Genomic DNA, 22,390 nt, shown 5'->3' with positions numbered 1-22,390 from the left:
AAATAATTTAACATTTTCTTTTTGTTGTTTATGATTTAGCAAAAAGCCTGCCTGTCCGCATTGAACAATTCATTTTTATACTCAGTACGCTGTATCACAACTGCCACTATACTATAGAAAGAATGGTGAGGTTGTACCTTTGCAAAAAATAGCTATGGAACTAGGTATCAGTATGTTTGGTGATTTGCATGTTAATGAACAGGGTATAACCATTCCTGCAGGTGAGCGGTTAAAAGAAATGATGGAAGAAATCAGGCTTATGGATGAACTGGGGCTTGATTTTTTTGGCATCGGCGAGCATCATCGTCCTGAATATGCTGTTTCTGCTCCCGAAATTATACTGGCAGCTGCCGCTACTGTTACAAAAAAAATAAAACTGGGTAGTGCTGTATCCGTGTTGAGTTCAGCTGATCCTGTAAAATTATACCAACAGTATTCCAGCATTGATCTTTTATCGGATGGCCGGGCCGAACTGGTAGTTGGTCGAGGGAGCTTTACAGAATCATTCCCCCTCTTTGGCTACAACCTGGCAGACTATGACACACTCTTTGAGGAAAAGCTCGATTTACTATTGAAAATAAATAAGGAGCAGAAAATAAACTGGAAAGGTAAATTCCGCTTACCCATGGTAAACCAGGAAGTATTTCCCCGCGCTTATGAAGACCTGCTAAAAGTATGGATTGCAGTTGGTGGCACACCTGAGTCGGTATTAAGAGCTGGCACACTTGGACTACCCATTATTTTTGCCATTATTGGTGGTAGCCCCGCCCAGTTCAAACCGCTGTTCGAATATTATAAGCGTGTATACCAGCATTTTAATCACCCTGCTGAACAAATGCAAACAGGTGTACATATGCATGCATTGTTTGGAGACGACAGTAAAGCTACTGCCGATATTTACTTTCCACAGTACGCTTCACAGATGAACCGCATTGGGAAACAACGCGGATGGTCGCCTTTTACACGTGAACAGTTTGAAATGGGCAGAAGCAAAAATGGCGCCTTGATTATTGGTGAGGCGAATGAAGCCATTGATAAGATTTTATACCTCCATGAAACATTGGGCTTTACCCGCTTTGTAGCTCATATGGATGTAGGAGGACCTTCCCACGCACAATTACTGAAGTCGATTGAAATATTCGGAAACAAAATTGCACCTGCTATTAAAAAAGCTTTACTCTGATAATATTTTAAAAAAATACCATGCTTTTAACATTAGATACTGTTTTGTTATTTGTTTCAGATATCAGCAAAATGAAACAATTCTACCATGAGGTGTTTGGCCTGAGCATATTGGAAGAAATACCAGGAGAATGGGTATTGTTATCTGCCGGTACCGTAAAAATTGGCTTACACAAAATAGGAGAAGGTTATACTAGTATAACAGTGCATACATCGATTGAAACCAATACCAAACTAATTTTTGAAACAGCTGAAAACATTGAGTCCTTACACGCTATGTTTAATGCAAAAAATATAACTGTTCAGAATATTACCAGTTTTGATCAGTATCCTTATCGTTTATTCATGGGTAATGATCCTGAAGGAAATGTATTTCAGGTTATGCAAAAGAAATAAATGTTCTCTGACTATTTCCTTTTGCGTATGATGCACGAAGAGAATACATAGAGGAAAGATCACCGCAGAGGCGCAGAGGAAACGGAGTTTACGCAGAGGTTTTACGAATTACACATCTGCTTCATTGAAAGATAAAGTGAGTTCTGTAATACCAGACACCACTTTACGGTAACTAACCCCAGCTTTGTCTAACATCAATTTGGATGCACGTGAGGCTTCTGTGCCATCATACTTATCAGACAGGTAAATTACTTCTGCAATACCTGCCTGTATAATGGCCTTGGTACATTCATTACAGGGAAAGAGTGCTGTATAAATTTTGCAGCCTTTCAGATCCATACCGATATTATTCAGGATGGCATTTAATTCGGCATGGCATACATAGGGGTATTTGGTATCGAGGAAATCGCCCTGTTTACTCCAGGGAAATTCATCATCACTGCAACCAATCGGTAATCCATTGTAACCAGCTCCTACAATTTTACGCTGATCATTTACAATACAGGCACCCACTTGCGTACTGGGGTCCTTGCTGCGTTTACCTGAAAGCAGGGCAACACCCATAAAATATTCATCCCAGGAAATGTAATCTTTTCTTTTTTCCATGTTTTACTAATAACGATTGCGAATGACAAAACAGGTTCAGTATTAATGTAAAGATAATATTGTTCAACAATGAATACTAAAACAAAGCAGAATCACAAAACGGGTAACAATTAGTTGATATTCTCTTCACAAGGGCTTAACGATTCCCTTATTTACCAGGTTGATATTTGCACCTTAAACCCAAGTATATGAATTCCAGAATGAAAAATCGAACAGGTGTATTGATATTGGCGATAGCCGCTACAATGACAGCCTGCAAAAAAAATTCAGACAGCAACAATTCCTCAGAAATTGTGCTTGCAAATCATTCCACTACCCCATCCCTTGTAAAGAAATTAACAGGTTTTGAAAACCTGGATGTGTATAGTCTGATTGGTAGTGATGATGTATTAAGCGGGAGTCCAAATTTTGTATTTGGGGGATCTGCAGATGGTAGTGGCTTACTTAAAAATGCGGATGGCACCTATACTTTTCTTGTAAATCACGAAGATAATTTTGCTGTTTCAAGAATTACACTCGACAAAAGTTTTAAACCTACCAAAGGAGAATATATCCTGAACTCTACCGGTGGTACCTGGCGCTTATGTTCTGCTACCATGGCTACACAGGCTGAACATGGTTTTGGACCACTATTTCTTACTTCTGGCGAAAGTGGTGAAGAAAGTCGCACACATGGTATTAATCCACTGGAAACAAACTTTAACGCTAACACCTCGAAAGAACTACCCGGTTTGGGAAGAACCAGTGCTGAAAATGCCGTTCCGCTAAATAAGAATGCATACCCAGGTAAAACTGTTATCCTGATTGGTGATGATGATAGCGGTGCTGAAGGAGGACAGGTTCTGATGTATGTATCGAATACCGTTGGCGATCTGACAAATGGTAAATTGTACACTTTACGGAGAAAAGATGCTAATATCAAAGAAAGAGACATGTTAGAAGGTACTGGCTATGATGTTGAGTTTGTCGAAATTCCGAATGCATCAACACTCACCGGGCGTCAGCTTCAATTAGCTGCAGTAGGTTTGAACTCCATTCGTTTTGGACGTGTAGAAGATCTTGACTACGGAAAAGGAAGTGCCGTTTCAAACAGAGATATCTATTTTAATGTTACCGGACAGGCTACTACAGGTGCAAATGCAGATTTTAGTCGTACAAAATACGGTAGGGTTTATAAATTAAGTCTGGACGCAACCAATCCATTAGCTGGTAGAATAGAGTGCATTTTAGACGGCGATAACAGAACAACCGGCAAAGCAAAAGATTTCCAAAATCCTGACAATATACTGGTTACACAAAATTATGTTTATATCCAGGAGGATGCCAATAGCTATGGAGATGAAACACACGATGCCTACATTTATCAGTATAATATCAATACAAAAGAATTAAAGAAGGTTTTAGAACTTGATCACCGTCGTACAGCTACAGATGCTGCAAAATATAATGTAGGTGGTACCTCTACCTTTGGTAGCTGGGAGTATGGTTCTATGATTGATATTTCAGATATTATTTCAGTTCCGAATACTTTTATGTTGTGTGTTCAGCCACATACATGGAGAGGTGATAAATATAAAGGTGTAGACGGTGGTTCCATTCGTCCTACTGAAAATCAAGCCAGTCAGATTTTAATCATCAAAGGCTTGCAGAAATAAGTTTCATTTTTAAATTCTTTCATATAAAACGCTCCCGCTAACATGGGAGCGTTTTAGTAGCGGAGTACCGATGAAAAAAATAAGCATACTTCTGGCTGTAACCAGTTTTACTTTTTACCTCATTCATTGCACACGAGCTGTTAGTCCCAAACACGAGCAGATAAGACAATTATATATATCCGGTATCAAGGAGCTTAAAGCGAAGGCTGATAGATTTTTTACATTATCATCTTCGGCAGACATAGATATTATATCCTTAAGAAATGCATTCAAAGATGCGAGGTTTGCCTATAAGCGGATAGAGTTTTTATCTGAATATTATTTCCCCACTACTTCGAAAGCCATCAATGGTGCCCCCATACCTGAAGTAGAGGCCGATAATCCAAAGTATCCGGTTGAGCCTGGTGGGTTTCAGGTAATTGAAGAATTGATATTTGCAGATTCGGTGATCAGGGATACCTCTTATTTAGTGCTACAATCCAGTTTATTACAGGATGCCATTATAAGGCTTGAGAAGACAGCTGAATCACTTTTACTGACCGATGCACATATCTGGGATGCTTTACGACTTGAGCTGTTTAGAATAGAAACATTGGGTATTTCAGGCTATGACTCCCCAATTGCCAAATTATCACTTTTTGAATCAGCTGAGATACTTAAGAGCTGTATTACTTACTTATTGGTGTATGATCAGGATAAAAATAATAATTATAAGAAACTAACAGACGCTATACAAACATCCATTAGATTGCTTGAAAGCAATATTTCATTTGATAATTTTGATCGTGCTTCATTCATTAGAAGCCATATGAATAAAGTTACAAGTCTGTTGAATGAAACACAGACAATAACCGGAATACCCTATTTTACTGAACCCAGACCATTGGCAGCAGACGCTTCGAATCTTTTCGATTCAAAAGTATGGAATGCATGGTATTACTCTACCAATTATCGTAAACCCGACAACAGTAAATTACTTGAAGAACTGGGTGCTTCCTTGTTCTACGAACCTCTTCTTTCAGGTAATAATATGAGAACATGTGCCAGTTGCCATATTCCTGAAAAAGCATTTACAGATGGACTTACAAAAAATAAAAGCTTTGATGGCAAAAAAGTAATTCTACGAAATACGCCCAGTATTCTTTTTTCAGCTTTGCAACCTGCTCAGTTTGCAGATACGAGGGTAAGTTTTTTGGAAGATCAGGCCAAACAGGTGATAGAAAATCCAGAAGAAATGCATAATAATTTAAAGCACGCAGCTCAAAAAATTAAAAAAGAAAAAAAATATAGTAACCTGCTCAATAAAACTTTTGGCACAACTGAAATAGGTGAAATAGAAATACAGACTGCTTTAGCAGCTTTTATTCGTACTAAGTCGTCATTAAACAGCAGGTTCGATGATTATATGAACGGAGATGATCATGCAGTTACCGCTACAGAGATAAAAGGCTTTAATATATTTATGGGTAAAGCCAAATGTGGCACCTGTCATTTTATGCCTTTGTTCAATGGAACAGTTCCGCCAAACTTTCTAAAAATAGAAACAGAAGTATTGGGGGTTCCAGAAAAATATAGCGAGCCTTATCGCTTAGATAGCGATCCCGGTAAATTTTCCATCATCGCTTCCGAACCCTATAAAAATGCATTTAAAACAACTACGGTAAGAAATGTTGAACACACAGCTCCTTACATGCATAATGGCTCCATGAAAAATCTGGTTGATTTACTTGAGTTTTATAATAAAGGAGGCGGTGCAGGCCTGGGATTGCATGTTACGAACCAAACCCTTCCTTCCGAAACCTTACATCTTACAAAGGATGAACAATCATCATTAGTTGCCTTTATGAAGAGTTTATCTAACCGCTGATACGGAGTTGTGTGCCATTTAACTGAAGATTATAAGGCTGCAGGGATCTGTTTGCAGGACCATTTACTACAGCTCCCGTGCTGCTAAATATACTTCCGTGAAGATTACAATTAAATTGTTGCTGTGCTTGATTCCAGACAATAGGATTAGCGGCGTGCGTGCATTCAACTTGAAAGGCAATGAATGAACCAATCAGATTTCCGGTATTCCTCCTCACTACAATTACCCCCGAACGAACTATGCTAGAGCCAATCGCAAGTAGATCGTTATTAAGGTCAATCATAAAATCAACTGTATCTTTTCTGGGTGTGTCTCCTGATTTACCACAGGAAGCACAAAAGACCAGAAAAGGTGTTGCTGCCTGTACAAGAAATTTTCTACGTTTCATTTTACAAATGAATCGAGTAAAATGAACATTTACTGAAAAACAGCTACATCAAATTATTAATTTTTTGTTCTTGCGTTTAACGTTTCCCTTCAAAAAAGCCCTGTTCTTTTAAAATAGCCTTCAATACATTCATACGCGCATCGATCATTTTCGCATCCTTATCTCCTTCTGTATTCAGTACAAAGAAATAAGGATGTTTATTTTCTTCGATCCAACCTACCATCCATCCGATCAGGTTACCATTTTCTTTAAAACCCAGACCTGTTTTATAAGCAAGTTGATAATTGGCATTGTTTTCCCTGATCATCATTTTCTTTACAATGTCCTGTGTTCTTTTCTGAAAAGGCAGCTGGCCAAAATACAGGCGTTTTACGAGCCCCATTTGTTCGTCTGGCGTTACCTTTAATGTATTATTGATCCAGAATGAATCAATAGCACTGCCGATCTTTTTATTACCATACTGGAGACTGTCTAACCAATGTTGCATGGTATCTTTTCCGATTCTTCTCGCCACTTCCTGATAATATGGTAATGCTGAAACAGCAAAAGCTTCTTCCATAGTAAGATCGCGATTCCAGCCGTGCGCCGTATCGCCACCCGGCATAATACGGATCTTTCCATCCCATTTAATCATCATTTTTTCATTGGTAACACGACCGGTTTCAATACCGATCAGAGAGTTTACAATTTTAAAGGTAGATGCGGGGAGATAAGCAGAATCTTTAAACCGGGAAAGGTTATAGATGGTGAACTGTCCTGTTCCGTTATCAAAAAGACCAAAAGTCCCCGTTATCTTATTTTCATCAAAATACTTTTTAAATCCATCCTCTATTTTCACGTTATTAGGTGAACAGGCCGCTAACACCACGCCAAGGACCAAAGCAATTGAAAAGATATTTTTTACAGATCTCATTGTATTTGTTTTAATAACCCATGAAAGGTTATATGATTTATGCTTTTAAAACACCCAGCTCTTTACCTACTTTGGTAAAAGCAGCAATAGCTTTATCTAAATGTGCCTGCTGATGTGCAGCACTCAGCTGAACACGTATACGTGCCAGGCCTTTTGCTACCACAGGGTAAAAGAATCCAATTACATATACACCCTCATCGAGGAGTTTGGCTGCAAAGTTTTGCGCCACCACAGCATCGTATAACATAATAGGTACAATCGGATGATCGCCGGGTTTGATATCAAAACCGGCTTCCGTCATTTTTGTGCGGAAATATTTTGTGTTATACTCCAGTTGATCTCTAAGTTCGGTAGTTTCTGTGAGCATATCCAGTACTGCTATGGAAGCACCCACAATAGAAGGAGCAACGGTATTGGAAAATAAGTATGGGCGACTGCGCTGACGCAGCATTTCAATAATTTCTTTTTTACCTGAAGTAAAGCCACCACTTGCCCCACCCAATGCTTTACCGAGTGTTCCGGTAATGATATCAATTCTACCCATTACACCACGGTATTCGTGGGTACCGCGCCCTGTTTTACCCAGAAAGCCTGATGAATGGCACTCATCAATCATTACAATGGCATCATATTGATCCGCGAGGTCGCATATTTTATCGAGCTGGGCAATTGTGCCATCCATACTGAATGAACCATCGGTTACAATAATTCTGCTACGACAGCCGGCACTTTCTTTCAGCTTTGCCTCCAGATCATCCATATTATTATGCTCATAACGATAGCGTTGTGCTTTGCACAAACGAACACCGTCTATGATAGAGGCGTGGTTCAATGCATCGCTGATAATGGCATCCTGTTCATTAAATAAGGGCTCAAATACACCACCATTGGCATCAAAAGCTGCCGCATATAAGATGGTATCTTCTGTACCCAGAAAATCGGCAATCTTTTTTTCCAGTTCTTTATGAATATCCTGTGTACCACAGATAAAACGAACACTGCTCATACCATAACCATGTGTATCAATAGCTTTATGGGCCGCTTCTATTACTTTGGGATGCGATGAGAGGCCCAGGTAATTATTGGCACAGAAATTCAATACCGATTTCCCGTTTACAATAATTTCCGGCCCCTGTTCACTGGTAATAACACGCTCTTTTTTAAAGAGTCCGGCGGCTTCTATCTCCTGTAGTTCTTCCCTGATACGGGTTACGAATTTTTCATTCATGGCTTTGCGATTGTGGCTGCAAAGATAGAAGAATAAAGAACAGAAGAGAAAAGAACAGAGGAATAAGAAACAGTCGAATAAGGAATGAGAAAGTGAGTCAACCGAAATCGGATACTTACTTTCTCATTCCTTATTTCATATTTCTTATTTCTTATTTTGTCTGTTTCTCAGACCACAAACCGATACCCTACCCCTTTTATGGTAATAATTTCCAGGCTGGGGTCTTCTTTCAGGTAGCCCCTGATTTTGGTGATATACACATCAAGGTTCCGGCTGTTAAAGAAGGAATCGTTTCCCCAGATATGGTTCAGGAGGTCGCGGCGGTCAATTACCGTATTCCGGTTTTTATAAAGGTATTTAATAAGCTCAGCCTCACGGTAGGATAGTTTTCTTTCGCCTGCTCCATTGCTCAATACCTGTTTATTGACGTGAAAACTGTATTTACCCATAACAATACTATCACTGCTATCGACCGGCGCTTCTTCTTTTCTTACCCTTAACACATTCTCTATTCTGACGATCAGTTCTTCCATGCTGAATGGTTTCCGGATATAATCATTACCGCCGATTTTAAAACCCTGGACTACATCTTCGGTCTGGGTTTTGGCCGTTAAAAAAATGATAGGTATATCGTCGTTGATTTTACGGATATCTTCTGCCAGTTCAAATCCACTTCTGTTGGGCAACATCACATCCAGAATACAGATATCCGGTTGCTCATCTTCAAAAGCACGTATCACATCCGCACCATCTGATTCCATTACTACTTCAAAACCTCTGGTTTCAAGGGTTTCCTTTACAATTTTACCAAGGAACAATTCATCTTCTACGTATAAAACTTTAATAGGCATGGGGCATTAAGCTTTTATTGATCTCGTACCGGAAGTTCTACTATAAATGTACTGCCTTTATCGGGTTCACTTTCTACCCGGATGCTTCCTTTATGACTTTTGATTACCTGGGCTACATAACTCAGTCCTAAACCATAGCCTTTTATATTGTGCTTATTACCCGTTGGTACCCGAAAGAACTTCTCAAATATTTTTGACTGGTGCTGTGGTGCAATGCCTATTCCATTATCCGAAATTTGCAATTGAATTCTTTCGGTATCGGGCATTTGCATGACAACCTGTATCTCCGGTTTATTACTACTGTATTTGAGGGCATTATCAAGCAGGTTGTAAATAACACTTGTCATATGCAGCTTATCAGCCTCAATCATATAGCTATTATCAGCCGCAGTAAACGTTACTTTTGCCTTGTGTTTATCGAACTGCAGCTTCATGATGCGCAGGTTTTCTTCAATCAGTTCTTTCAGATCAAATGGTTCTTTATTCAGTTCTATCTGTTGCTTTTCAAACATGGAAAGCTTAAGTACTTTATCCACCAAAAGACTCAGGCGTTGTAATTCGGCTGCTGAGATATCCAGGTACTCTTTGGTTCTTTCCGGACTCTGGATAGCATTAAAGTTTCTCAATGCTTCAATTGCTACACCAACTGTTGCAATTGGCGTTTTAAGTTCATGCGTTATGTTACTAATGAAATCGTTTTTAATTTCAGCCAATCTTTGCTGTGCCAACAGGTTACGGTATAAGATAACAAAAGAACCTGCTACCAGTAAAAGCAGTAATACCGAACCTCCAATCTGCATCTGCATTTTTCCTAAAACATATTTACCGGTACCTTCAAATCTGGCCTGGTATGCATAGGGAGTATTATACCCCACAAAAACCTTATCGGTGATGACGGCATCTGAACTATCTCTTTTGAAATGCCATTTACCAGGTATGCTATCTTTGAATGACTCGAATGAAATAGAAAATTTCAATTTCTTATTACTTTTTCCCAGTTCTACCCTATAGGCCGAGTCAACCTGTTTAACAGGAATAGAATCGTTGATGGTTTTATTATTAGAAAGAAAGCGAATAATAGGAGAACCCGCCCCTTGTGTATTCGATACATTTTGTGTAAGCATGATATTCGCCTGTGGCCTTACGATGGTAACGCTACCAATACTATCTGTTTTCATCCTGCTGTTATGTATGCTTTCAGCAGCACGAATCATTGGGTGCTCCCCCATCTGTACCATCGCTTTTTTAAGACTATCTTTTAAGAACAATGGCGGTGTACTGTCTTTAGTACGAATACTGATGGTTAGCCCTTTAGAAAATTGGTTTACTGTACCGCCAAGGCTTTCCTTAAAAGTAGAATCAACAGTAAATACAAAGCGTTTGGCAGAATCCATTTGCCCCTTGGCCTGTTTCATGATAAGTTCAATCAGTGCCGGATTTGGTGCTCCTTTAAAACTGAAGCCTGATTTGAACACAGAAATAGACTGGATTGAATCGGGCGGGATATTTTTCAGCATATCAGGACCGGAAATTGTTTTATAAACAATATTGCCTGGTCTGGGTCTTTTAGGTGTGTCTTGCTGAATGTTTTGTATAAAGCTTCTTGTTGCTTTTGTACCGGGAGGAGGTAATAATACGGTTTGCGTAATAAGAGCTGTATCTTTTTCAAAACGGGTTAGCTGAAGCTTATTCATGGTTTCCCGGAAACTCACATCTACTTCTTTTCTGAGTCCGGCATATTCATCCTTATACAGCTTATGCAGCCAATAGCCTTCAAATGCCGCAAGCATCAGTACGGTGGCCATCATTAACAGTAGCGAAAGCTGTAATTTTTTCATGTTGTATAATCTCCTTACAAAGGTAATGTCTAATTCAGGCTGCAGGTACTTTTCATTAACCTAAATTAACCTTTGAGCAAGAATGCTTAACACAGGCTGCTATTAGCTTTGAACCTCTTAAAACGGGGTATCTGACCCTATATCGTTTTTAATATAAACTCCATTACATGAAGAAGTTATTTTTTTTGCTTTTTGCCGCTATCAGCGCAGGTGGCATTCAGGCACAGGTAAAGCAGGGTACTATTGTCTATGAACGAAAAGTTAATACACATCGTACCATTACCAGTGAACAAATGAGGGCCATGATCCCTGAATTCCGTATCAGTAAACACATACTGATGTTTAGCGATAGTATTTCCCTTTATAAATTAATCCCCGAAGACGAAGCCCCCGATCCATTTGCAGGCGGTGGTGGCGGTGGCATCAGAATGAACTTCAGCATAGGTGGTTCTGATGGTGGAGATTTATTTAAAAACTTTGCACAGTCAAAATCTGTCCTGAGTTCTGAACTGGCAGGCAAAAATTACCTGATTGTTGATTCTATTCTCCAGCAACCCTGGAAACTTACCAATGAAACCAAAAAGATTTTAGGTTATACCTGTTTAAAAGCTACGCGTAAACTCACAGTTCAGGTAGCAGCACCCAGGATGATGGTTTTTGGCGGTGGTAATGCAAACCCGGTAAGGGATACTTCCCGACCTCAACCCCGTGAAATAGAAGTAGTGGCCTGGTATGCACAGGATATTATCAGCCCGGTAGGCCCAGACAGCTATGGCCAGCTACCAGGTGTTATTCTGCAGCTTGACAGCGATAATGGCGCTACGGTTTTTACTGCGCTCGAAATAAAAAAAGAAGTAGATCAGAAATTACTGAAAGAGCCTAAAAAAGGAAAGACCGTAACCGCTGCTGAGTTTAATAAAATGCGGATGGATATGATACAGCAGCAAATGCAGGGTGGCAATGGAAGCTTCCGTATTGGTGGTTAATACATGATCCACTTATATCAAAAACGGCTTTTAATTTTCTGTAAGGCAGAAAACTAAAAGCCGTTTTTATGTTCAGGATAGTTGTTCCCACCAGCGTGATGTACCTGAAGGATTTTTCAGGTCAAGCTTCTGACCAATCATGGGTGTTAATACAAGCGGATCATTTTCCTTGACCGTTTTCATTAACTTAATTACCGGCTCATCCCATGCATGGTTCGCCAGCATAAATTTAGACCAGTGAACAGGTACCATTTTTTCAGCTCTTAATGCCCTGGCAGCAGGCATAATCTGGTTAGGGAGCATATGAATGTATCGCCAGTTATTATCGTATTGCCCACATTCAAGCACTGCCAGATCGAATGGACCATATTCAGCTCCTATTTGTGTAAAATGATCATCGTAGCCACTATCACCACCCAGATATAGTTTCATCGAAGGCAACTGTAAGGCAAACGATACCCACAAACTTTGGTTTCGCTTGAAGCCCCGACCTGAAAAATGCCTCGCGGGTAATACAGTTACTTCCACCCCTTCTGACAAAACAGCTTTTTCATACCAGTCAAATTCAAGGATCTGCTCTACGCTATAGCCCCAACGTTCAAAATGTGCACCTGTACCCAGACCTGTAATTACACTACTAACTTTATTTTTTAATTCTATAACTGTTTTATAATCTAAATGATCCCAGTGATCGTGAGAAATGAAGAGATAATCAATATCGGGTAAGTCAGCAATTGTATAAATGTCTGAGCCGGTAAATGCTTTTGTAGTAAATGAAAGTGGAGAAGCTGCACCACTGAGTACAGGATCAACCAATATTCTCTTACCATCAGCCTGAATAAAATAAGAAGAATGCCCCATCCAGATCAATACATTTTCTTCCGGACCGATTTCCTTCAATACTGTCTTTACAGATGGTAATGGAAATAAAGGTCTGGGTCTTTCTTTACGGCGGAAGAAAAATTCCTTCAACACACTGTAATAACTGGCATCTTCCGCAAGATCTGGCGTGTAATGCAGGTTTTGAAACCGGCCTTCACGGTACTGTGGTGATTGTTCGATCCGCTCCTTTCTTGCACCTGACGAAAGACTCCCAAAGGGTTCTGTATGTACAAAAGTATAAACAGCAAGGACAAAGAGTAAAAAGATTGCGAGTATCAGTATCATGCAGTATATGATTTCAATTGTTAAGACGTATTAGGCGATCAAATATTGCATAAAAACTCCCCTTCTTTCCGGAAGGGGAGTAACTGATAAATATGAGAGAATAGAAACTACTAATCTTTAGAATGTTCTGGTAATAATGCGTGCACCTCCATTTGTGGCAGCCTTATTAAGTCTGTAAGTAAAACTAATCAGGAAATAACGTTGTAATACATTATACCTTGTATCTTCAATATAGTTCTGATTCGCATTTCTGTTGATACCAACATTTTTATTCAGCAGATCAAATACTGACAACTTCAATTCACCTCTCTTGTTTTTCAGAAATCCTTTGGCGAGTGATGCATTCCAGAAAGGTATTTTCGTATTAAATCCATCGGCCCTACCAGAATTAACCACATAATTAAAGCCATTATTCATTACAAGTCCCCATGGAAGATAATTATTCATTTCAATATTATAGGTCTGCTGAAGGTAGTTGCTGTTAAGCCTGGGTTGTAATGAGTATGTGGCTTTACTGATCGTTAATCTCGCAGAGGCATTAATATCCATTAATCCATCCTGAGCAAAACTATACGACAATGAAGGGCCTATACCAAGGTTTCCAATATTATTCCTGGCGCCATTCAGAAAGGCAATATTTCTGATATAGTTGGTATTGATGCCAATATCAACTCTTGATTTTATTTTTTTAATTGGGAAACCTGCATTGATACTACCAAATATGAAATACTGTCCGTCTGCATTTACAGGCATTGATAAACGTGATCCATTTGGTTGTATTACATCTGAATTTACGATAGCATTATTGGTTTTTGTTGCTGATACAAAAGCAAATAAATTACGCTGCGTATAAATATTGGTTGAAAAAAAACTCAGGTTCAGGCTTTGTACATAACTGCGCTTTAAATTGGGGTTACCTGTATAAGTATTCAATGGATCACTAACATCGGCAATAGGCTGCAACTGCGTCGTTGAAGGCTGTGTAGTAGATGTATTGATATTTAAAGACAATGTTTTACTGGAAGCAATTTTATATTGGATATTTGCCATGGGCAAAAGATCAGAGAAATGTTGTTCAATAACATTTCCATTTGTATTGTTGGTACTTTTTAAAGTGGCAGCCTGAAAGGAAGTACCAAGCGTGAGTGCTACTTTGCTCATATTCGATCTGAAGCTTAGTGTACCACCACCATAATTATAACTACTGGTAAAATCGTTACTCAGGATGGTGTTATACTGATCGTATTTTCCAGATCCGCTATTGTAATCATAGGTCTTACGATCACTTTGTCCGCTATTCACATTGTAGAAGGAAGATATCTCTAATAATGATTTTCTTCCGATAGGTTCAGTATAGGTAATCGTTCCGCCAGCATTACGGGTAATAGCATTACGGGTATTTTTCTGGTTGGTAATAGAATCGCGTAATGGAACACCTGCTGCATAGAACGTATTTTTTGTATATAAATCTCCTGTTTGTTTACTATCATTATAATTAAATGTAAAGTTTCCTGATATAGTTCTGCCTTTTTTCTTTAACCGTTGACGATACAATGCTGTTGCAGAAAGATTCAATGCATCTGATTGTGTTTTACTATCTGTAAAACCATCATTAATTTTTTGTCCGCTAGTATTAGTTGAAACATAATTACTGTATGACCGCGTAGCATTCTGTTGTGCTGATACCTGTGGGGTAACTTTTAAAGAAATCATGCTATCAAACTTATGATCAATAGCTCCGTTCCATCTTTGTTGCTGCACTCTTCTTGATGAACTGCTATTACTCATGTAGTCGAAACTATTACCTGGCAATAAATTCTGCCTGTTGGTAGTACGATTGGTCAGCAAATCAATATCACTGAACATACCACTTGTATTTACATTCGATTTCTTGTTCCAGAGGTCATTATAATTCACACCACCTGCATAAGTATTAGCTACTCCCTGTTGATTCTGCCCCAATCCCGATACAGGCAATCCATTGTCACTTCCACCTCCACCTATATTAATACTTACGCCACCACTACCATTTCGCATTCCTCTTGCCAGATCGCCAGAGAAATTCATAATATCATTTAAACTGAATCCCTGTTTGTTTACATTATTGGCCATACCCAGCAGCGATAATTGCTGATCGCCATTGAAGCGATTGATATTGGTTTGTGCATCATACCTTCCATCATCAGCACCTGCCCCACCCGCTACTCTTCCAAAAGTAGATTTATTCCTGTCTTTTTTCAGTTTGAGATTAATCGTCTTTTCCGAATTACCATCATCAATACCCGTAAACTCAGCTCGGTCACTTTTTTTATCAAAAACCTGCACTTTATCTACTGCATCTGCATCCAGGTTTTTAGTTGCTATTTTCGGATCACCTGTAAAAAATTCTTTCCCATTTACCAGTACACGGTTAATGCGTTGTCCGTTCACCCGAACTGTTCCATCTGTATCTACCGTTACACCCGGCAATCTTTTTAAAAGATCTTCTACCACTGCATTGGGTTGTGTTTTAAAGTTTTCGGTATTGAACTCCACTGTATCACCATTAATGGTAACAGGAGCCCTGCGCGCAGTAACGGTCACATCTCCACTTTTTAATAAATCGGTCAATATTAATTGCCCCATATCGAGTTCCTGACCGGCTTTTACATCAATCGGTTTCCATACAGGTATAAAGCCTACATAAGAGGCTGAAAGCAGGTAATTACCTTTTTCCAGTGCTTTGATGGTAAATTTTCCGGTTGAATCTGCTCTTGTAAATGTTACAAGGGTAGAATCTTTGCTGTTAACGATAGAGACTGTTGCATAAGCCAATCCACGGTTAGTAGCGGTATCAAAAACATGTCCTTTTACGGTACCGGTATTCTGGGCCTGTACAAATGCAGGCAGTAAAACGATCACAAGCAGGGTAGCGATGTATTTCAACATTCCTTTTGGTTTTTATATTTCAAAAGTAATGTTGAGTCTTTCCAAAAGCGGTTAATAAACTTTGGGGAAAGGTTAATGAAGGTTAATAGAATAAAAAATCCTCTGCTGTTTAGCAGAGGATTTTTTACATCAAAATAAGATCCGGGTTATTTTTCGATTGAAATCAATTCGAGATCAAAAATTAATGTAGAACCAGGACCAATTTTAGGTCCTGCCTGCGAATCGCCATACGCGAGATCAGCGGGAATATATACTTTCCATTTGCTACCTACTGTCATTAATTGTAAAACTTCCTGCCAGCCACGAATTACACCACCTACTGAAAAAACAATGGGTTCTCCACGGTCAATGGAACTATCGAAAACAGTGCCATCAATTAATGTTCCATGATAATGGCATTTCACCTGATCGGTTGCAACTGGCTTGGCACCATCAGGATTGTTTTTAATCACTTCATATTGCAAACCACTCGGAAGTGTAATGACACCCGGGCGCTTTGCATTGGCTTCTAAAAAAGCCTTAGCCTGTTTTTTGGCTTCACCCAGTTTTTCTTCATTGGCTTTTTCAACAAACCCTTCAATGCACTGGTTAAGGGCTGTTTCAGGAATAATGACTTTCTTTTTCTGTAACTGATCAGCCAGTGCACGTTGTAATATGGCAATATTGATTTTACCCAATCCCTGATTCTCCAGGTTTTGTGCTATCCTGATACCCAAAGCATAACTGGCTGAGTCCTTACTGTTTTTCAATGGATTCGTTACAGCCTGTGATACCCCTGCCTTGGGCGCTGCAGGTTTTACCGTTTTTGTCTGTGCATATGCTGCACCCATAAAAAGCATTCCGATTGTACAAGAGAGAATAATTCGCATCATTTCTGGTTTAGAAACATCAAAACAACAATATTTTAGGCACTGCACCAAGAAAGATAGCAGGCTTTCATAAACTTTAATCTTCCAGCAACATTTGAATGGCTTTTACTGCTTTGTCAAAACCAAATCCTGCCATTGCCTGCTCCATCATTGATTTTATTTCAGTATTACAGAGACTACCGATACTTCCTTCATGTGTATGTTGTAAGCGGCTGGTGTCGGCTGCAAACTTTCCTTCTTCAATTAATATCCCCACTTTTTTATAGGCATCCCTGAATGGTATACCCTGTAATACCAGTTTATTTACCTCCTCCACACTAAATGCATACAGGTACTTATTGTCCTTCATAATATCCTGCTTCACTTCAATATTCGAGAGCATCAGCTGTGCCATTTCCAGGCATTTTCTGAGTGTGGTAAATGCCGGAAATAAGTGCTCTTTCAATAACTGAAGATCACGATGATAACCTGATGGCAAATTGGTAGTCATCATCATAATTTCATTAGGCAAAGCTTTGATACGATTGCTGTGTGAGCGGATCAATTCAAAAACATCCGGATTCTTTTTGTGTGGCATGATGCTAGATCCGGTAGTCAATTCAGCCGGAAAGCTTACGAAATCGAAATTCTGGTTCAGGTACAAACACATGTCCATACTCATACGACTCAACGTTTCTGAGATATTGGCCATTGCCATGGCTGTTATTCTTTCTGCCTTCCCCCTTCCCATTTGTGCGTACACCACATTATAATTCAGATCATCAAACCCTAATAACTGAGTCGTTAATGTTCTGTTGATTGGAAAAGAAGAGCCATATCCAGCAGCTGATCCCAATGGATTTTTATTCACCACTTTATAGGCCGCCTGTAAAGTGATAACATCATCTACCAGGCTTTCGGCATAAGCGCCAAACCATAAACCAAAAGAAGAGGGCATTGCCAATTGCAAATGCGTGTATCCTGGCAAAAGATGATTTTTAAATTTTTCGCTTTGCGTCTGTAATAAATGAAATAATTTGAATGTTTCCTCTGCAAGCAACTGAATTTCCTGACGAAGGAACAGTTTAATATCTACCAATACCTGATCGTTCCTGCTTCTAGCACTATGAATTTTTTTACCGGCTTCTCCTATTTTCGCTGTAAGCATGAATTCAATCTGGGAATGGATGTCTTCAATGCCTTCGTGAATGGTGAATGGTGAATGACCAATGGTTTTGTAAATATTGCGGAGTTCTTTATTAATAGATATTGATTCTTCTTTTGTTAAGAGGCCTACTTCTGCGAGCATGGTTACATGGGCAATAGAGCCTAATACATCATGGGCCGCCAGTAACACATCCATATCACGATCCTTTCCTACTGTGAAATTTTCTACAGCGGCAGATACAGTGGTATTTTTTTGCCAGAGCTTCATGTTGAATGCTTTAATATGATGAGATCAAGTATGCTTATATAAAGTTGTATACCTTCTTCAATTTCTTTCAGGTAAATAAATTCATCTGCACTATGGCTTCTTGCAGAATCACCAGGGCCCATTTTCAGGGTAAGGAAAGGCATCAGTGCTTTATCGGAGGTAGTGGGCGATCCATACCAGATCCTGCCGAGTTGTTTCCCGGCCTGTACAAGCGGATGATCCAATGGAATGGAACTCGATTTCATCCGCAGGCTTCTTGGCTGAATAACAGACACTAGATTCGACTGTATAGTATGAATAATTTCTGCGAATGAATAACATTCATTTACCCGCACATCAATTACAAAATTACAGGATGCAGGAACGACATTATGCGCTTTGTTCTCTGTTTCAATAACTGTTACAGTCATTTTTACCGGTCCGAGCAGGTCTGAAACCTTATCAAACTGATAATCCCCGATCCATTGAATATCTTTTATGGCTTTATATAGTGCATTCTCTCCTTCATTACGTGCTGCATGACCTGGCTTTCCCGTAGCTACAGCATCAAGCACCAGTAAACCTCTCTCTGCTACTGCCATTTGCATTTGTGTTGGTTCTCCTACAATACCGTATGCTATAGCCGGCAGCTTTGGCAATAAAGCTTCTATTCCATTTCTACCCGATATTTCTTCTTCAGCTGTTGCTGCATAAATAAGATTATGAGTAAGATCTTCCGCTGCATAATAATACATAAACAAAGCAAGCAACGATACGAGTGAACCACCTGCATCATTACTACCCAATCCGAAAAGTTTCCCTTCTTTCTCAATAGGCGAAAAAGGATCAAGCGTATATGCTTTATTCGGTTTTACGGTGTCGTGATGGGAGTTTAATAAAATAGTAGGCTTTGTTTCATCAAAGTACTGGTTGGCTACCCAGATATTATTCAGGTAACGATTAGCCTTGATATTTTTTGATTGAAAGAATTTTTCAATACTATCGGCCGTAGCAGATTCTTCCTTACTGAAAGAAGGTATAGCAATCAGTTCTTTAAGCAAACGGACGCTATCCTGGTATAATATGTTGATGGACTGATTCATTATTTTTCAATCGTAGTACCACTTATGGTATTAATGAGTAGGGGTAATTCTTCCGCCTGTCCTATGATGACTTTTCCAACACCTGCATCAATAGCTGAAAATGCGTTATCGAGTTTGGGTATCATACCTGCGAATATTTTTCCTGCTGCTTTCAGTTGTCCGTATTTCTCTTTGTTCATGGTAGCAATCACCGAGGTATCATCATTCACATCCAACAAAACACCTTTTTTCTCAAAAGAATACACCAATATTGTCTGATAAAACCCACTTAGCGATTTAGCTATTTCCTGGGCAATGGTGTCTGCGTTGGTATTAAGCAGCTGTCCTTTACCATCATGTGTAATAGGGGCCACCACAATCGCAGTATTTTGTTCCAAAAACTGTTGTAATAATTCGGCATTTACTGCATCTACATCTCCTACATATCCATAATCAATAACAGGATGTTTTCTTTTATGTGCCAGTATGGCGTTTCCATCCGCACCGGTTAATCCTATCGCATTTGTTCCGCATGAATAGAGTGTGGCAACGATATTTTTGTTGATATAGCCGGCATATACCATGGTTACAATTCTCAGGGTGTCTGCATCGGTAATTCTTCTGCCATCTATCATCTGCTGTGGAATAGCCATTTGTTCGGCCATTTTGCTGGCCAGTTTTCCACCTCCATGTACCAGTATTTTTTTCCCCTCTAAAGCAGCAAACTGTTTTAGAAAAGCATGTAGCCTTTGCTCATCGTCAATAATATTACCACTGATTTTTATGATATATACCGGTTCCAAAGTAAATTATTTTGAAGTTAGGATTTCGTGTAATACGGCCTGGGCTGCCCATACACGGTTACCCGCCTGCCTTGTTACAAGGCTATGTGACCCATCCAGTATTTCATCACTCAATTCTACATTTCTTCTCACAGGCAAACAATGCATCACTTTTGCCTGATTGGTATTTTTCATTTTTTCTTCCGTGAGCATCCAGGCAGGATCATTTTCATACACTTTCCCATAATCTGTGTATGTACTCCAGTTTTTTACATATACAAAGTCGGCACCTGCTAATGCCGCATCCTGATCCTGTGTAATGGTAGCCCCTTTTGTGAATTGCTCAGACAGTTCATAATCCTGCGGATGTGTAATCACAAAATCAGCTTCACCCCAGGCATTCACCCATTCAGCAAAACTATTGGCCACACATTGAGGCAACGGCTTAATGTGTGGGGCCCATGTTAAAACAATCTTGGGTTTTCTATTCAATGGCTTTATCCCCAGTTGCTCTGAAATAGTGAGTAGATCTGTTAGCGACTGAAGTGGATGCAGAGTAGCACTTTCCAGACTGATAACAGGTACGCCTGCATATTTAATAAACTGATGAATAAACATCTCACTATAATCATCTTCGCGGTTTTTGAGCGAGGGAAATGTTCGTATACAGAGAATATCAAAATACTGACCCAATACCGGCCCTGCATCCTTAATATGTTCTACCGTATTACCACTCATAATGGCGCCTTCTTCAAATTCTAATGCCCAGCCTTCTTTGTCTACATTGAATACAATCGCTTCCATACCCAGGTTACGGGCTGCTACCTGTGTACTTAGTCTGGTGCGAAGACTCGGATTCAGAAACAATAAACCAATACGTTTTCCCGCACCCAACTGCTGATATTTAAGTGGTTCAGCTTTACATACCATTGCTTTTTTGATGAGTGCATTGATATCGGCTACATCGGTTACGGAGATAAATTGTTTCATGGTTGAATGGTGGGTTGAAGTTCGATAGATTTCCTATATGCTATTCGGTTTTCAATTCCTGATCCAGACTTAAGTACGGAGCAGGAATTGATTTATGCAGGGTTTTGATTCAGAAATATTATGGCCTGCTTCAGAGATTGTAAAAACTCATCCACCTGCTTTCTATCCAAAGCCAATGATGGCAAGAGTCTGATTACATTGGGCTTGGCTTCGCCGGTAAATATTTTATATTCCTGTAGTAATACCTTCTTCAGGTTCTTGACTTTTTCGGATACATCAAATCCTATCATCAATCCTTTCCCTCTTACATTCTGCAATTCAGGAATGGTTTTTAATTGTTCTATAAGGTAGGCACCGTTTTCAGCAGTCTGTTTCATCAGCTCTTCATTCTCCATTACCTCTAACACAGCTAATGCAGCTGCACAAGCCAGGTGATTGCCTCCGAATGTAGTACCCAACATACCATGTTTTGGCTGGATATGTGGCGCAATTAATATTCCACCTATGGGAAATCCATTACCCATTCCTTTTGCCATGGAATAAATATCTGCATCTATCCCTGCATGGTCATGTGCGAAAAATTTACCTGTACGTCCATAACCACACTGAACACTATCTGCAATAAATACTGCGCCGTATTGATTACATAAAGAACGAATGGTTTGCAGGAAAAGATCAGACGCCACCATAATACCACCTACACCCTGTATGCCTTCAGTTATTACTGCCGCAATACTGTTTCCTTCTTTTGCAAAACATTCATGCAAGGCATTGATATCATTAAACGGAAGAAATATGATGTTCTCTGTTTCATTTACCGGCGCTACAATCGATGGATTATCTGTTGCTGCCACTGCCAGTGATGTACGGCCATGAAATGATTTGGTAAACGCTATTATTTTTTTCCTCCCTGTATGAAAAGATGCCAGCTTCAATGCGTTTTCATTGGCTTCTGCACCACTGTTACATAAGAAAAGCTGGTAATCGGTTTTGCCACTCAGAACCGCCAGTTTATCTGCCAGTTGCTGCTGCAGCGGTATGATAACAGAATTTGAATAAAAGGCAATCTTGTGCAATTGCTCCTCAATTCGTTTCACCCAGTGCGGATGTGTATGACCGATACTGATAACCGCATGACCACCATACATATCAAGATAACGTGTACCCTGATTGTCCCAAAGACAAGAACCTTCGGCTTTTTCGATTACGATATTATTGAGCGGATATACATCAAAGAGTTTCATAACGTATCATATTTCCCCTTGTGGG

The 22,390-nt window shown here is 39.5% G+C and carries 19 protein-coding genes; 5 read left to right on the top strand and 14 right to left on the bottom strand.

From position 1 onward, the window contains the following. Nucleotides 1–154: 154 nt before the first annotated feature. Nucleotides 155–1,183 (top strand): LLM class flavin-dependent oxidoreductase, encoded by a 1,029-nt coding sequence (locus tag BC659_RS08790; RefSeq protein ID WP_133474344.1) that lies wholly within the window; start codon nt 155–157, stop codon nt 1,181–1,183. Between the two features lie 20 nt (nt 1,184–1,203). Next, nucleotides 1,204–1,578, top strand: coding sequence for a VOC family protein (locus BC659_RS08785; RefSeq protein ID WP_133474343.1), 375 nt, complete (start codon nt 1,204–1,206; stop codon nt 1,576–1,578). Between the two features lie 108 nt (nt 1,579–1,686). Here BC659_RS08785 and BC659_RS08780 read toward each other — a convergent pair whose 3' ends face one another. Beyond that, the gene (locus BC659_RS08780; RefSeq protein ID WP_133474342.1) at nt 1,687–2,184 is read right to left on the bottom strand and encodes a deoxycytidylate deaminase; all 498 of its coding nucleotides are present in this window, start codon (nt 2,182–2,184) and stop codon (nt 1,687–1,689) included. A 188-nt stretch (nt 2,185–2,372) separates the two neighbouring features. Between BC659_RS08780 and BC659_RS08775 the strand changes: the two genes are divergently transcribed. Together BC659_RS08775 and BC659_RS08770 are read left to right on the top strand one after the other, a co-directional pair. Continuing rightward, nucleotides 2,373–3,839 (top strand): hypothetical protein, encoded by a 1,467-nt coding sequence (locus tag BC659_RS08775; protein ID WP_211340757.1) that lies wholly within the window; start codon nt 2,373–2,375, stop codon nt 3,837–3,839. Between the two features lie 70 nt (nt 3,840–3,909). Beyond that, the gene (locus tag BC659_RS08770; protein ID WP_133474341.1) at nt 3,910–5,706 is read left to right on the top strand and encodes a cytochrome-c peroxidase; all 1,797 of its coding nucleotides are present in this window, start codon (nt 3,910–3,912) and stop codon (nt 5,704–5,706) included. Here BC659_RS08770 and BC659_RS08765 read toward each other — a convergent pair. From BC659_RS08765 to BC659_RS08745, 5 genes are all read right to left on the bottom strand, one after another. Further along, a complete protein-coding gene (locus BC659_RS08765; RefSeq protein WP_133474340.1) occupies nt 5,696–6,094 on the bottom strand; it encodes a QcrA and Rieske domain-containing protein in 399 nt (132 codons plus the stop codon). The genes BC659_RS08770 and BC659_RS08765 overlap by 11 nt on opposite strands. Nucleotides 6,095–6,170: 76 nt before the next feature. Further along, nucleotides 6,171–7,007, bottom strand: coding sequence for a penicillin-binding transpeptidase domain-containing protein (locus tag BC659_RS08760; protein ID WP_133474339.1), 837 nt, complete (start codon nt 7,005–7,007; stop codon nt 6,171–6,173). Between the two features lie 37 nt (nt 7,008–7,044). Continuing rightward, entirely contained in the window at nt 7,045–8,235 is a 1,191-nt protein-coding gene (gene kbl, locus BC659_RS08755) for a glycine C-acetyltransferase (protein ID WP_133474338.1), read from the bottom strand. Nucleotides 8,236–8,402: 167 nt separating this feature from the next. Continuing rightward, a complete protein-coding gene (locus tag BC659_RS08750) occupies nt 8,403–9,086 on the bottom strand; it encodes a response regulator transcription factor (RefSeq protein WP_133474337.1) in 684 nt (227 codons plus the stop codon). A gap of 14 nt (nt 9,087–9,100) precedes the next feature. Next, nucleotides 9,101–10,924, bottom strand: a complete 1,824-nt coding sequence (locus tag BC659_RS08745; RefSeq protein ID WP_133474336.1) for a sensor histidine kinase — start codon at nt 10,922–10,924, stop codon at nt 9,101–9,103. A 167-nt stretch (nt 10,925–11,091) separates the two neighbouring features. On the opposite strand from BC659_RS08745, the gene BC659_RS08740 reads away from it, so the two are divergent. After that, nucleotides 11,092–11,910 carry a GLPGLI family protein gene (locus tag BC659_RS08740; protein ID WP_133474335.1) on the top strand — a complete coding sequence of 273 codons (819 nt, stop codon included), beginning with the start codon at nt 11,092–11,094 and terminating at the stop codon, nt 11,908–11,910. Nucleotides 11,911–11,982: 72 nt separating this feature from the next. Here the strand turns inward: BC659_RS08740 and BC659_RS08735 are convergent, their stop codons facing one another. From BC659_RS08735 to BC659_RS08700, 8 genes are all read right to left on the bottom strand, one after another. Then, the gene (locus tag BC659_RS08735; protein ID WP_133474334.1) at nt 11,983–13,077 is read right to left on the bottom strand and encodes an MBL fold metallo-hydrolase; all 1,095 of its coding nucleotides are present in this window, start codon (nt 13,075–13,077) and stop codon (nt 11,983–11,985) included. A gap of 117 nt (nt 13,078–13,194) precedes the next feature. Continuing rightward, nucleotides 13,195–16,005 carry a TonB-dependent receptor gene (locus BC659_RS08730; protein ID WP_133474333.1) on the bottom strand — a complete coding sequence of 937 codons (2,811 nt, stop codon included), beginning with the start codon at nt 16,003–16,005 and terminating at the stop codon, nt 13,195–13,197. A gap of 146 nt (nt 16,006–16,151) precedes the next feature. Beyond that, nucleotides 16,152–16,874, bottom strand: a complete 723-nt coding sequence (gene bamJ, locus BC659_RS08725; protein ID WP_246027103.1) for a BamJ family beta-barrel-assembly machinery protein — start codon at nt 16,872–16,874, stop codon at nt 16,152–16,154. A gap of 76 nt (nt 16,875–16,950) precedes the next feature. Next, complete coding sequence (gene argH, locus BC659_RS08720; RefSeq protein WP_133474332.1) at nt 16,951–18,288, bottom strand: argininosuccinate lyase; 1,338 nt, start codon at nt 18,286–18,288, stop codon at nt 16,951–16,953. Then, nucleotides 18,285–19,370 (bottom strand): M20 family metallo-hydrolase, encoded by a 1,086-nt coding sequence (locus tag BC659_RS08715; protein WP_133474331.1) that lies wholly within the window; start codon nt 19,368–19,370, stop codon nt 18,285–18,287. Before BC659_RS08715 ends, argH begins: the two co-directional genes overlap by 4 nt. Continuing rightward, complete coding sequence (argB, locus tag BC659_RS08710) at nt 19,370–20,152, bottom strand: acetylglutamate kinase (protein ID WP_133474330.1); 783 nt, start codon at nt 20,150–20,152, stop codon at nt 19,370–19,372. The genes BC659_RS08715 and argB overlap by 1 nt, the downstream gene beginning before the upstream one ends. A 6-nt stretch (nt 20,153–20,158) precedes the next feature. Then, nucleotides 20,159–21,121 (bottom strand): N-acetylornithine carbamoyltransferase, encoded by a 963-nt coding sequence (locus tag BC659_RS08705; RefSeq protein ID WP_133474329.1) that lies wholly within the window; start codon nt 21,119–21,121, stop codon nt 20,159–20,161. A 92-nt stretch (nt 21,122–21,213) separates the two neighbouring features. Continuing rightward, on the bottom strand, nt 21,214–22,365 hold the full coding sequence (locus tag BC659_RS08700) for an aspartate aminotransferase family protein (protein WP_133474328.1): 1,152 nt from the start codon (nt 22,363–22,365) through the stop codon (nt 21,214–21,216). Nucleotides 22,366–22,390: the final 25 nt, after the last annotated feature.

The sequence above is a fragment of the Sediminibacterium goheungense genome, from assembly GCF_004361915.1.
Lineage (GTDB): Bacteria > Bacteroidota > Bacteroidia > Chitinophagales > Chitinophagaceae > Sediminibacterium > Sediminibacterium goheungense.
This window is presented reverse-complemented; position numbering and strand designations above follow the sequence as displayed.